This window comes from Variovorax sp. GW821-FHT09A10 (genome assembly GCF_059418385.1).
On record NZ_JBWKPT010000012.1, the window covers coordinates 64,612 to 76,623 of the forward strand.

General features: G+C 69.1%; 11 protein-coding genes and 1 tRNA gene. 5 read left to right on the forward strand and 7 right to left on the reverse strand.

The annotated features are described in order from the left end of the window. The first annotated feature begins 35 nt into the window (after positions 1 to 35). A complete protein-coding gene (locus AC07Q9_RS28870; protein ID WP_319357697.1) occupies positions 36 to 944 on the forward strand; it encodes an NAD(P)-dependent oxidoreductase in 909 nt (302 codons plus the stop codon). Positions 945 to 974: 30 nt separating this feature from the next. Here the strand turns inward: AC07Q9_RS28870 and AC07Q9_RS28875 are convergent, their stop codons facing one another. From AC07Q9_RS28875 to AC07Q9_RS28885, 3 genes are all read right to left on the reverse strand, one after another. Further along, complete coding sequence (locus tag AC07Q9_RS28875; RefSeq protein ID WP_492682987.1) at positions 975 to 1,769, reverse strand: BON domain-containing protein; 795 nt, start codon at positions 1,767 to 1,769, stop codon at positions 975 to 977. Next, positions 1,766 to 2,416 (reverse strand): SIS domain-containing protein, encoded by a 651-nt coding sequence (locus tag AC07Q9_RS28880; protein ID WP_489062089.1) that lies wholly within the window; start codon positions 2,414 to 2,416, stop codon positions 1,766 to 1,768. Before AC07Q9_RS28880 ends, AC07Q9_RS28875 begins: the two co-directional genes overlap by 4 nt. Before the next feature lie 85 nt (positions 2,417 to 2,501). Continuing rightward, positions 2,502 to 2,873 (reverse strand): YraN family protein, encoded by a 372-nt coding sequence (locus AC07Q9_RS28885; RefSeq protein ID WP_095746991.1) that lies wholly within the window; start codon positions 2,871 to 2,873, stop codon positions 2,502 to 2,504. Positions 2,874 to 2,920: 47 nt separating this feature from the next. Between AC07Q9_RS28885 and rsmI the strand changes: the two genes are divergently transcribed. Then, a complete protein-coding gene (gene rsmI / locus AC07Q9_RS28890; RefSeq protein WP_495312660.1) occupies positions 2,921 to 3,883 on the forward strand; it encodes a 16S rRNA (cytidine(1402)-2'-O)-methyltransferase in 963 nt (320 codons plus the stop codon). Positions 3,884 to 3,886: 3 nt separating this feature from the next. On the opposite strand, the gene AC07Q9_RS28895 is transcribed toward rsmI, so the two are convergent. From AC07Q9_RS28895 to AC07Q9_RS28910, 4 genes are all read right to left on the reverse strand, one after another. Then, a complete protein-coding gene (locus AC07Q9_RS28895) occupies positions 3,887 to 4,615 on the reverse strand; it encodes a glutathione S-transferase (protein WP_495312661.1) in 729 nt (242 codons plus the stop codon). An 89-nt stretch (positions 4,616 to 4,704) separates the two neighbouring features. Continuing rightward, positions 4,705 to 4,932 carry a hypothetical protein gene (locus AC07Q9_RS28900; protein WP_307588173.1) on the reverse strand — a complete coding sequence of 76 codons (228 nt, stop codon included), beginning with the start codon at positions 4,930 to 4,932 and terminating at the stop codon, positions 4,705 to 4,707. Between the two features lie 161 nt (positions 4,933 to 5,093). Beyond that, positions 5,094 to 5,168, reverse strand: a tRNA-Arg gene (locus AC07Q9_RS28905). Between the two features lie 42 nt (positions 5,169 to 5,210). Further along, positions 5,211 to 5,885: a TetR family transcriptional regulator gene (locus tag AC07Q9_RS28910; RefSeq protein ID WP_495312662.1), complete on the reverse strand. Its 675-nt coding sequence runs from the start codon at positions 5,883 to 5,885 to the stop codon at positions 5,211 to 5,213. Positions 5,886 to 6,064: 179 nt separating this feature from the next. On the opposite strand from AC07Q9_RS28910, the gene AC07Q9_RS28915 reads away from it, so the two are divergent. The 3 genes from AC07Q9_RS28915 to AC07Q9_RS28925 are packed head-to-tail and all read left to right on the forward strand — an operon-like array spanning position 6,065 to position 11,957. Next, positions 6,065 to 7,360 carry an efflux RND transporter periplasmic adaptor subunit gene (locus tag AC07Q9_RS28915; protein ID WP_495312663.1) on the forward strand — a complete coding sequence of 432 codons (1,296 nt, stop codon included), beginning with the start codon at positions 6,065 to 6,067 and terminating at the stop codon, positions 7,358 to 7,360. A 15-nt stretch (positions 7,361 to 7,375) separates the two neighbouring features. Further along, positions 7,376 to 10,540, forward strand: a complete 3,165-nt coding sequence (locus AC07Q9_RS28920; RefSeq protein ID WP_489062073.1) for an efflux RND transporter permease subunit — start codon at positions 7,376 to 7,378, stop codon at positions 10,538 to 10,540. Continuing rightward, on the forward strand, positions 10,533 to 11,957 hold the full coding sequence (locus tag AC07Q9_RS28925) for an efflux transporter outer membrane subunit (protein WP_495312664.1): 1,425 nt from the start codon (positions 10,533 to 10,535) through the stop codon (positions 11,955 to 11,957). Before AC07Q9_RS28920 ends, AC07Q9_RS28925 begins: the two co-directional genes overlap by 8 nt. The last annotated feature ends 55 nt before the right edge of the window (positions 11,958 to 12,012 follow it).

Here is a 12,012-nt window from a genome sequence, read left to right on the forward strand (position 1 = left end):
GCCGGCGTTCTTTCTTTGGCTTTAAGCTGTCGGCCATGAGCAGCATCAACCCCCGCACCTACGAATCCGTTCCCGCCCAGACGGTGGCCTTCCTCGGCCTCGGCGTCATGGGCGGGCCCATGGCCGGGCACCTGGCCAAGGCCGGCCACACGGTCACGGTCTACAACCGCACGCCCGCCAAGTCGCAGGCCTGGGTCGCCGAGTTCGGCGCGCCCGGCCGCCACGCCCCCACGCCGCGCGAAGCCGCGGCTGGCGCGGACATCGTGTTCTGCTGCGTCGGCAACGACGACGACCTGCGCTCGGTGGTGCTCGGCGACGACGGCGCCCTGGCCGGCATGAAGCCCGGCGCCGTGCTGGTCGACCACACCACGGCCTCGGCCGACGTGGCGCGCGAACTGTCGAAGGCGGCGCTGGCGCGCGGCCTGCACTTCATCGACGCGCCCGTGTCGGGCGGCCAGGCGGGCGCGCAGAACGGCGCGCTCACCGTCATGTGTGGCGGCGACGCGGCGGTGTTCGAGCGCATCAAGCCGGTCGCGATGGCCTTCTCGCGCGCGGTCACGCTGCTGGGCGAGAGCGGCGCGGGCCAGCTCGCGAAGATGGTCAACCAGATCGCCATCGCGGGGCTGGTGCAGGGCCTGTCGGAGGCCATCGCTTTTGGCCAGCGCGCCGGCCTCGACATGGAAGCCGTGCTGGGCGTCATCGGCAAGGGCGCGGCCCAGAGCTGGCAGATGGACAACCGCGGCAAGACCATGATCGCCGGCAAGTTCGACTACGGCTTTGCCGTCGACTGGATGCGCAAGGACCTGGGCCTGGTGCTCGACGAAGCCAAGCGCAACGGCGCGCGCGTGCCGGTGACGGCGCTGGTCGACCAGTTCTATGCCGACGTGCAGCAGGCCGGCGGCAGGCGATGGGACACCTCGAGCCTGATCATTCGACTCAAATGAAAAAAGCCCGCGGAAGCGGGCTTTTCTGTTTCAGCGGACCGGCGCGGTGGTCGCACCACCGGACGGCGCCGGCAGCGGCTCCATCGGCGGCAGCGGCACACGCGAACCCGAGGCAGCACCCGGCGTCGACGGCGTCGCGTTGCTCACCGGTGCCGGGCCCGTGCCGCCACGCTGTGCCGCGGCCTGGTTGGCCGCCTGGCTTGCTGCGAGGTCGGCCTCGCTCACCACCTCGACCACGCGCACGACCTTCGCCACGCCGGTCACGCCGCGCGTGATCTCGGTGGCACGGTCGGTCTCGCGGCGCGTGGCGATGCCCATCAGGTAGACCGTGCCGCGCTCGGTCACGACCTTGAAGGAGTTGGCGAAGATGTCCTTGGCGTCGAGCAGCGAGGCCTTCACCTTGCCGGTGACGTACAGGTCGTTCGAGCGGTCCTGGAAGGTGCTCGGGGCGCCGATGGTGAGCTCGTTCACCACCGAGCGCACGTTGACCACGCGGCTCACTTCGTCCTCGACGCGGCGGCGGTCGGCGTCGTTGCCGACGGCGCCGGTCAGCAGCACCTGGCGGTTGAAGCTGGTGACGCTCACGTACATGTTGTCGTTGGCGATGTCGCGCACGCGGGCCGCGGCACGCAGCTCGATGCCCTGGTCGTCCAGCTGGGCGCCCGAGCTGCGGCGGTCGGTCGCCACCATGCCCACGCCCACCACCGCGGCGCCGCCCACGACGAGCGGCACGCAGGCGGACAGGCCGCCCACCAGAGCGGCGCCGAGGGTGAGCGCCAGAGCGAAACGTTGGGTCGAGGCCTTGGTCAGGGTCGTCATGGTCATGAGGAAACTTCCTGTTCTCCGAGTAACTGGGCATCCACACCGTCGCACAGGCAATGCAGCGCGAGCAGGTGGATTTCGTGAATGCGCGCCGCACGCTCGTGCGGCACGCTGATCTGGACGTCGGTTTCGCGCAGCGCGCGGCCGATGGTGCCACCTGTGCCGCCCGTGCCGCCGACGCCGGGCGCCGCCGTTGCCAGCCCCGTGGCCGCGTTGCCGAGCAGCGCCACCACCGTCATGTCGCGCTCATGCGCGGCGAGCACGGCGGCCAGCACCGCGGACGAATGCCCGCTGGCGCTGAGCACCAGCAGCACGTCGCCGGCCTGGCCGAGCGCGCGCACCTGGCGCGCGAAGCGGTCGGCATCCGCGGCCTGCGGGCTGTCGGCCGCCGGGTCGGTGGTGTCGCCGGGCAGCGCGATGGCGCCCAGCTCGGGCCGCTCGCGTTCGAAGCGGCCCACGAAATTCGAGGCGAACTGCGCGGCCAGCAAACCCGACACGCCGGCCCCGCAGGCCAGCACCTTGCCGCCGCTGGTCACGCAGGCCAGCAGGGCCTGCATCGCTTGAGAGATGGGTTTGCTGAGGACCGGGCCGGTCTGGTATTTGAGGTCGGCACTGTCAATGAAGTGCTGCTGAATCCGTTGCTCGAGCATGGGGCGCGATGATAACTGGGGGTCGTGAAACAAGACGTTTGAGTGGTGGAGCCTTCAGCAAGGCTTCAGTTCCCTGGCGGGTGCGTCAGCCGGCGTCGAAGGCGGCTTTCAGCCAGGTGATTTTCTCCTCGATCAGCACCACGTCGAAACGGCACGGCGGCAATGCACGCAACCGGCCCAGGTAGTGCCGCGCGGCCAGCACGATGCGCCGCTGCTTGCCCGCCGTGATGCTGCCGCCCGCGCCGCCGTGCGAGCCCGCGCTGCGCTGCCTCACTTCGACGAACACCAGCGTGCCGTCGCGCGGATCGCGCATGATCAGGTCGACCTCGCCGCCGCCGCGCCCCGGCGTCCGATAATTGCGCGCGACCGGCACGAGGCCGGCCCGGCGCAGGTGGTCGAGCGCGGCGTCTTCCGCCGCATCGCCGCGATGCTTCGTCGTCGTGGTGCTTGTCGTCATGGCTCCCTGCCCTGTTTCTTGTTTTCGCTGCCCTACGGAGAAACCCCTTGGCTTCACTCGCCCCTGCTTCCTTCGGCGCCGCCCTGCCGGCCGCGCACGACGCCGCGGGCGCGCAGCATTATCCGCAGGGCACGCTGTATGTCGTCGCCACGCCCATCGGCAACCTTGCCGACATCACGCTGCGCGCGCTGCATGTGCTGCAACTGGTGGACGTGATCGCCTGCGAGGACACGCGCCACACACAGACGCTGCTGCGCGCCTACGGCATCGACCGCCCCGGCGCACGGCTGCTCGCGGTGCACCAGCACAACGAGGCCGAGGCCGCGCAGGCCGTGGTCGCGCGGCTCGCGCAGGGCGAGCGCATCGCCTACGTGAGCGACGCCGGCACACCCGGCGTGAGCGACCCCGGCGCGCGCCTGGCCGCCGCCGCGCGCGCGGCCGGCCAGCGCGTGCTGCCGCTGCCGGGCGCCAGCAGCGTCGTCACGCTCGTGAGCGCGGCCGGGCTCGTGGCCGACGGCAGCGAGAGCAACGCGCACAACAGCAGCGCCTTCGTGTTCGCGGGTTTCATGCCGAGCAAGGCCGGCGAGCGCGACACCGCCGTGCAGGCCCTCGCGCAGGAGCCGCGCGCCGTGGTGCTGCTGGAAGCGCCGCACCGCATCGAAACCCTGGCCCGCGCCCTGGCCGTGCTGGGCGAGCGCCGCATCACCGTGGGCCGCGAACTCACCAAGCAGTTCGAAGAGATCGCCACCGTGGCCGCCAGCGCGCTGCCCGACTGGTTCGGCGCCGACCGCGACCGCACGCGCGGCGAGTTCGCATTGGTGCTGCACCCCGTGGCGGTGAGCGGCGACGGCGGCGCGGAAGGCGAGCGCGTGCTGCGCCTGCTGCTGGCGGAACTGCCGGTGAAGACGGCCGTGAAGCTGGCCGCCGAGATCAGCGGTGCGCCGCGCAACACGTTGTACGAGCTGGCGCTGCGCATCCGTAACGAAGCCGGCGACGATGACGGCGCGTAGCCCTCAACCGTCCAGCTCGGCGTAGCGCCGAAAGATCCCGTCCTCGTTGAACGCGATGCGGCGCGGGCTCTGCAGGTAATCGTGCACGCGCTGGCGTCGCCGGATGTTGGCGTGCAGCTTCACGACCGCGGGCGTATCGGCCAGCGCCCGCGCAGCGGCTTTCGGAAAGGCGTACTGCAACCCATCCACCAACTGGAACAGCGACAGGTCGGCATAGGTCAGCACGTCGCCGACCAGGTGCAGGTCGCCGGAAGGGTTGCGCTGCAGCACCTGCTCGAACCAGTTCAGGAACTTCGGGATGCGCGCCTCGCGGAAGGCACGCGCACGCTGCAGGGCCGCATCACGCTGGTCTTCGTAATAGTCGCCGGTCGAGATCGGATGGTGGGTGTCGTGCGCCTCGGCCACCGCGTCGGCGATGGTGAGTTGCAGCTGGTGGGTCCACAGGCCGTCGGATTCGCCGATGCCGGCCAGTCCGAGCTTGGGACCGAGGTACAGCAGGATCGCGGCGGTCTGGCCGACCACGATGTCGCCGTCGATGAGGAACGGCGGTGCGAACGCGGCGCGCGGGTTGTCGGGATCGCCGAGCCGTCGGCCCAACGCGGACTCGCCACCGCCTTGCGATGCGGGCAGCCGCGCGACATCGACGTAGTCGGCGCCCGTGGCCTCGAGTGCGAGCCGCACGAATTCGCCGCGGCCCTGGATCGAGGGCCAGTAATGAAGTTGGTATGCCATGCGGCCATGGTGTCAGGGCCGGCGGGGCGCTGCGACCGATGACCGGCTGCGAGGGATGTCAGATCAGGCGGCGAAGGCGCGCGGCCGGCTCACCAGAACTTCCACCACGGACGCGGTGGCTGGCGCAGGGCCAGGGGGCGGGTGTCCAGGTCGGCGCTCTGGCTCGGCGGCATCGAATCGCCGAAGCGGCGGCGCATCTCGGCCTCCAGGGCATGCGCGATGCCACGGGCCTGTTTCTCGCCGCGCAGCGCGCGCCGACGCCATTCGGCGGCGTGTGCTGCGAGGCTGGTTTCGTCCAGTTCGGAGAGCTCCATCATGCGGGGAATTTTTACATGCGTGCGTCCGGGTGACAGGGTGCAACGGCGTGTCACGGCCCGGTCGCGCGGATCTCCGGATCGGCCTTGTCGCGCAAGGCCGGGCCGGGTCGGGGAAGAAGTGAAAAAACCGGAAGCCCTTGCGGAATTTCCGGTCTTGAAGGTGGTCCCGCCGCCAGGAATCGAACCTGGATCTCAGCCTTCGGAGGGCCGAATTCTATCCGTTGAAATACAGCGAGAGGGGTGCTCCGGAATGCACCGGAGCCACACATTATGGCCTATCAGGCCGCGGCGGTTTCCGCGTCCTGCGCCGTCGGGACGCCACCGGCCGGCGTGCGCGGGAAACCGAGCCCGGCCAGGTAGACACGGAACGTACGCCGGCCGGTCGACACGAGGTCGAAGGCCGTGGGGTCGAGCAGCCAGTTCTGGATCAGCCCGCCCATCAGGGCGTGCATGCCCTGCGCCGCGACCGCGCCCGGCAACGGTAGCCGGATGCGGGCGCGCCGCGCGGCCAGCCGCAGGGCCTTTTCGAAATCGATCACGCAGGCGTTGCGCGCGTCCAGGTGGCGCTGCTGCACCGAGGCCATGTCATGTGTGTACTCGACCTTGTGGGTCGCGATGTCGAACACGCGCCGCACCTGCGGGTCGGCGACCATGAGCGTCAGCGCGTGGATCAGACCCTCCTCGATCTCGACCAGCGGATCGTCGCTGCCTCCAGGAGCGTCGCTCTTGGGCGGCGTCTCCAGCGGCAGGATCACGCGCTCCATCATGGCGTTGAACAGGTCGGCCTTGTCCTTGAAGTGCCAGTAGATGGCGCCGCGTGTCGCGCCGGCCTGCTGCGCGATCTGCTGCAGCGTGGTCTGCGAAACACCTTGCGCCTGAAACAGCAGCTCCGCGGCATCGAGCAATCGATTCCGCGTCGCCAGTGCTTCTTCCTTCGTACGACGTGCCACCAAGTCTCCTGATTTGTAAAGCGAACGCCCTTTGCGTATCGTGGGGCCATTGCATGGCTGTCACTATACATCCATGAATGTATGTAAACTAGCGCGCTTCTCGGATGGCCCACCTGCCCGTGCTGGTTTACGGATCTCTCCCGCAAACGCGCCATCTCCCGTCTTCGCATCAAAGGAATCACATGCCTCTTCTGCATGTCTCGCGTCAACCGTCCTTGTCGTTTTCGCCGCGTCTCGCGACCGTGGCCCTCGTCTCCCTCCTGTTCCTGGCCGCCTGCGGCAAGGGCGAGGCCCCGGCCGGACCGGGCGGCGGTGGCGGTGGCGCCCGTCCGGCGCCTGAAGTCGGCGTGGTGACGGTCAAGCCCACCGACGTGGGCCTCGTGACCGAGCTGCCCGGCCGCCTCGAAGCCTCGCGCATCGCCCAGGTGCGCGCCCGCACCCCCGGCATCCTGCTCAAGCGCGAGTTCCGCGAAGGCAGCGACGTGAAGGCCGGCCAGCTGCTGTTCCGCATCGACCCGGCACCGCTGGTGGCTGCCACGCAGAACGCCCAGGCCGCCCTGGCCCGCGCCGAAGCCAACGCCGTGCAGGCCAAGGCACTGGCCGACCGCTACAAGCCGCTGGTCGAAGCCAACGCCGTGAGCAAGCAGGAATATGCAACGGCCGTGGCCTCCGCCAAGACGGCCGAAGCCGACGTGGCCGCCAACCGCGCGCTGCTGCAGACCGCCAAGATCAACCAGGGCTACGCCGACGTCACCTCGCCCATCGCGGGCCGCATCGGCCGCGCGCTGATCACCGAAGGCGCACTGGTCGGCCAGGGCGACGCCACCGAGCTGGCCGTGGTGCAGCAGATCAACCCGCTGTACGTGAACTTCACGCAGTCGGCCTCCGACGTGCTCAAGCTGCGCCGCGCCGTGGCCGCCGGCCAGTACAAGCGTGCCAGCGGCGAAGAAGCCGCGAGCATCCGCGTGGTGCTGGAAGACGGCACCGACTACGGGCAGGACGGCAAGCTGCTGTTCTCCGACCTCACGGTCGACCCGACCACGGGCCAGGTCACGCTGCGCGCCGAGATCCCGAACCCCAAGGGCGAGCTGCTGCCCGGTCTGTACGTGCGCGTGAAGCTCGAGCAGGCCCAGGTGACGAACGCGATCACGGTGCCGCAACAGGCCGTCACGCGCACCCAGCAGGGTGACCACCTCACGGTGGTCAGCGCCGACGGCAAGCTGAGCCAGCGCACCGTGAAGATCAGCGCCGCCAAGGACAACCAGTGGGTGGTGCTCGACGGCCTGAAGGCCGGCGAACAGGTGATGGTCGACGGCTTCCAGCGCCTGCAGATGATGCCGCCCGGCACGCCCGTGAAGGCGGTGCCGTGGCAAAAGCCGGCGCCCAACGGCGCGGCTGCACCCGCGGCACCGGCAGCGTCTGCTGCCGCAGCGGCACCCGCCGCCAGCCCGGCTTCGGCCCCGGCTGACAAGAAGTAATCAGGAGCGCCTCGCATGGCCAAATTCTTTATCGACCGACCGATCTTCGCGTGGGTGATCGCACTGTTCATCATCGTGGTGGGCGGCGTCGCCATCACGCAGTTGCCGATCTCGCAGTACCCGCCGGTGGCCCCACCGGCCATCGTGATCAACGTCGCCTACCCCGGTGCCTCCGCGCAAACGCTCGAGGACAGCGTGCTGTCCGTGATCGAGCGCGAGATGAACGGCTCGCCCGGCCTGATCTACATGGAATCGGTGGCCCAGGCCGACGGCACCGGCGCCATCACCATCAGCTTCGAGGCCGGCACCAACGAAGACCTCGCGCAGGTGGACGTGCAGAACCGGCTCTCGCGCGCCACGCCGCGGCTGCCCTCGGCCGTGACGCAGCAGGGCGTGCGCGTGGACAAGTCGCGCAACAACTTCCTGCTGTTCGCGATGCTGTCTTCGGACAACCCCGACTTCGACCCGGTGGCGCTCGGTGACTATGCCGCGCGCAACATCGTGCCGGAACTGCAGCGGATCGACGGCGTGGGCCAGGCCCAGCTGTTCGGCTCCGAGAACGCGATGCGCATCTGGATCGACCCGGCGAAGCTGCAAGGCTTCAACCTGTCGTCCAACGACGTGAATACCGCGATCCGCGCGCAGAACGCGCAGGTGGCTTCGGGCACGCTCGGCGACTTGCCGAACATCCCCGGCCAGGCGATCTCCGCCACGGTCACGGTGAACGGCCAGCTCAACAGCGTCGAGCAGTTCCAGAACATCGTGCTGCGTGCCAACACCGACGGCTCGACCGTGCGCCTGAAGGACGTGGCACGCGTCGAACTCGGCGGCCAGAACTACGCCACCTCCGCGCGCCTGAACGGCGTGCCGGCGGTCGGTATCGGCGTGCAGCCCACGCCCACCGGCAACGCGCTGAAGTCGGCCAAGGCCGTGCGCGCCAAGATGGCCGAACTGGAACGCTACTTCCCCAAGGGCGTGAAGTGGGACATTCCTTATGACAGCTCGCGCTTCGTGCAGATCTCGATCTCCGAAGTGGTGAAGACGCTGTTCGAGGCCATCGCGCTGGTGTTCCTGGTGATGTTCCTGTTCCTGCAGAACTGGCGCTACACGATCATCCCGACGATCGTGGTGCCGATCGCGCTGCTGGGCACCTTCGCCACGCTGCTCGCATTGGGCTTCTCGATCAACGTGCTCACCATGTTCGGCATGGTGCTGGTGATCGGTATCGTGGTGGACGACGCCATCGTGGTGGTGGAGAACGTCGAGCGCATCATGAGCGAAGAGGGGCTGTCGCCACTCGACGCCACGCGCAAGGCGATGCAGCAGATCTCGGGCGCCATCATCGGCGTGACCGTGGTGCTGATCTCGGTGTTCGTGCCGCTGGCCTTCTTCGCGGGTTCGACCGGCAACATCTACCGCCAGTTCTCGGCGGTGATGGTGGCCTCGATCGGCTTCTCGGCCTTCATGGCGCTGTCGCTCACGCCGGCGCTGTGCGCCACGCTGCTCAAGCCTGTGGAAGCCGGCCACCACCATGAGAAGCGCGGCTTCTTCGGCTGGTTCAACCGCGGTTTCTCGCGCACGGCCAAGGGCTACGAAGGCGTGGTCGCGCGCATCCTGCGCCGCGCCGCACGCTACCTCGTGATCTACGCCGCGATCATCGGCGCCGTCGCGTACTTCTACTCGCACCTGCCGAGCTCGTTCCTGCCCGAGGAAGACCAGGGCAACATCATCGTGAACGTGCAGCTGCCCCCGGGCGCAACGCAAGAGCGTTCGCTGTCGGTGATGCAGCAGGTCGAAGGCTTCATCCTGAAGCAGCCTGAAGTGCAGAGCATCGTGAGCGTGATGGGCTTCAGCTTCTCCGGCCAAGGCCAGAACGCGGGCCTCGCCTTCGTGACGCTGAAGGACTGGGAAGAACGCAAGGACCCGGCCCACTCGGCCAGCGCGCTGGCCGGCCGTGCCTTCGGTGCGCTGTCGGGCATCCGCGACGCCTTCATCTACCCGCTGAGCCCGCCGCCGATTCCCGAGCTGGGCAACGCCAGCGGCTTCAGCTTCCGGCTGCAGGACCGTTCGGGCGCAGGCCACGAGGCGCTGATCAACGCGCGCAACCAGCTGCTGGGCATGGCCTCGCAGAGCAAGATCCTCGCGCAGGTGCGCCCTGACGGCCTGGAAGACGCGCCGCAGCTGGAGATCGACATCGACCGCGACAAGGCCAACGCCCTGGGCGTGAGCTTCGACGCGATCAACAGTGCGCTGTCGACCTCGCTGGGTTCGAGCTACATCAACGACTTCCCGAACCGCGGCCGCCTGCAGCGCGTGGTGGTGCAGGCCGATGCGCCGGCACGGATGCAGCCGGACGACCTGCTGCGCCTGAACGCCGTGAACACCAAGGGCCAACCGGTGCCGCTGTCGGCTTTCGCGACCACCAAGTGGGTCTCGGGCGCCACGCAGACCGTGCGCTACAACGGCTACCCCGCCATCCGCATCAGCGGTGACGCGGCGCCGGGCCAGAGCACGGGCGCGGCCATGGCCGAGATGGAAAAGCTCGCCGGCCAGCTGCCGCAAGGCTTCGGCTTCGAGTGGACCGGCCAGTCGCGTGAAGAAAAGCTCGCCGGCTCGCAGGCCATGATCCTGTACGGCTTCGCGATCCTGGCGGTGTTCCTGTGCCTGGCCGCGCTGTACGAGAGCTGGTCGATCCCGCTGTCGGTGATCCTGGTGGTGCCGCTGGGCGTGCTGGGTGTGCTGGTGGCGACGATGCTGCGCGCCTATTCCAACGACGTGTACTTCCAGGTGGGCCTGATCACGATCATCGGCTTGTCCGCGAAGAACGCGATTCTGATCATCGAGTTCGCGAAAGACCTGCAGGCGCAGGGCCGCGGCGTGGTCGAGGCCGCGCTCGAGGCCGCGCACCTGCGGTTCCGTCCCATCATCATGACCTCGCTGGCCTTCGGCCTGGGCGTGCTGCCGCTGGTCCTGGCTTCGGGCGCAGGCTCGGCGAGCCAGCGTGCCATCGGCACCGGCGTGCTCGGCGGCATGGTGACCGGCACGATCCTGGCCGTGATCTTCGTTCCAGTGTTCTTCGTGGTGGTGCGCACGCTGTTCAAGGGCAGCGCGCGCCAGCACGAGGCCGACAAGCGGCATGCAGCCGCGGCCGGCATCACGGGAGACCAAACACATGACTAAGAAACCTCTGATTCCTACCGTGCTGGCGGCCGCGATGCTGCTGGCAGGCTGCTCGCTGATCCCGACCTACGAGCGCCCTGCAGCGCCGGTGCCGACCACCTTCCCGGGTGACCCGGCGCAGCCGTCGGGCCCCGCCGCAGCCGCCCTGCCCTGGCAGGACTTCTTCACCGACCCGCGCCTGGCGGGCCTGATCCAGACGGCGCTGGCGAACAACCGCGACCTGCGCGTGTCGGTGCTCAACATCGAGCAGGCGCGTGCGCAGTTCCAGATCGAACGCTCGGCGCTGTTCCCGGCACTCGGCCTCACGGGCACGGGCTCGCGCTCGAGCCCCAACGCCTACCAGGCGATCGATCCGACGCAAGGCAGCGTGGCCTCGCAGTACGCGGTCAACTTCGGCTTCACCGCGTGGGAGCTCGACTTCTTCGGCCGCATCCGCGCGCTGAAGGACCAGGCGCTGTCGCAGTACCTGGCCACCGAAGAGTCGCGCAAGGCCGCGCAGATCAGCCTGATCGCGGCCGTGGCCAGCGGCTGGCTCACGCTGCTGGCGGACGACGAGCTGCTCGAGATCACGCGCCAGACGATGGTCACGCGCGACGAGTCGGTGCGCCTGACCAAGCTGCGCTTCGACAACGGCGTGTCGTCCGAGATCGACTTCCAGGCCGCGAACTCGCAGGCCGAGACCGCGCGCGCCGCCTATGCGCAGCAGCAGCGCGCCCGCCTGCAGGACGAGAACGCACTCGCCCTGCTGCTCGGTGCGCCGGTGCCGGCCGAGGCCACCGCCGGCGGCACCAAGGGACTCGCGGGCATCCGCCCGATGCCCGACGTGCCGGCCGGCCTGCCCTCCGACCTGCTGACCGAGCGGCCCGACATCCGTGCGGCCGAGCAGCAGCTGATCGCGGCCAACGCCAACATCGGCGCGGCGCGTGCGAACTTCTTCCCGCGCGTGTCGCTCACGAGCTCGATCGGCACCGCGAGCAGCGAGTTCTCGGGCCTGTTCGACCGCGGCAGCAAGGCCTGGAGCTTCGCGCCCACGGTCACGCTGCCGATCTTCGATGCAGGCCGCAACATCGCGGGGCTCAACTCGGCCAAGGCCGGGCGCGAGATCGCGGTGGCGCAGTACGAGAAGTCGGTGCAGACCGCCTTCCGCGAAGTGGCCGACGCGCTCGCGGGCCGCGCCACCCTGGGCGAGCAGGCGCGCGCGCAGACCGCGCAGGCCGACGCCGAGGCGGTGCGCTACAAGCTCTCCGACCTGCGCTATCGCAACGGCATCGCCAGTGCGCTCGACCTGCTCGACGCACAGCGTTCGCTGTTCACGGCGCAGCAATCGGCCGTCGCCACGCGCCTGCTGCAATTGCAGAACCAGGTCACGCTGTACAAGACGCTGGGTGGCGGCTGGACCACACGCAACAACGGTTGAGACACCTGCGCGTCCGATATGGAGAGGTCAATTGCCCGCGCGGGCAAAGGGCCTC

What these genes read in the sequence shown, in the direction of transcription:
- AC07Q9_RS28920 (WP_489062073.1), top strand. Translation starts at nt 7,376, where the DNA reads ATGGCCAAATTCTTTATCGACCGACCGATCTTCGCGTGGGTGATCGCA.
- AC07Q9_RS28880 (WP_489062089.1), bottom strand. Translation starts at nt 2,416, where the DNA reads ATGCTCGAGCAACGGATTCAGCAGCACTTCATTGACAGTGCCGACCTC.
- AC07Q9_RS28870 (WP_319357697.1), top strand. Translation starts at nt 36, where the DNA reads ATGAGCAGCATCAACCCCCGCACCTACGAATCCGTTCCCGCCCAGACG.
- AC07Q9_RS28895 (WP_495312661.1), bottom strand. Translation starts at nt 4,615, where the DNA reads ATGGCATACCAACTTCATTACTGGCCCTCGATCCAGGGCCGCGGCGAA.
- AC07Q9_RS28885 (WP_095746991.1), bottom strand. Translation starts at nt 2,873, where the DNA reads ATGACGACAAGCACCACGACGACGAAGCATCGCGGCGATGCGGCGGAA.
- AC07Q9_RS28915 (WP_495312663.1), top strand. Translation starts at nt 6,065, where the DNA reads ATGCCTCTTCTGCATGTCTCGCGTCAACCGTCCTTGTCGTTTTCGCCG.
- AC07Q9_RS28900 (WP_307588173.1), bottom strand. Translation starts at nt 4,932, where the DNA reads ATGATGGAGCTCTCCGAACTGGACGAAACCAGCCTCGCAGCACACGCC.
- AC07Q9_RS28925 (WP_495312664.1), top strand. Translation starts at nt 10,533, where the DNA reads ATGACTAAGAAACCTCTGATTCCTACCGTGCTGGCGGCCGCGATGCTG.
- AC07Q9_RS28875 (WP_492682987.1), bottom strand. Translation starts at nt 1,769, where the DNA reads ATGACCATGACGACCCTGACCAAGGCCTCGACCCAACGTTTCGCTCTG.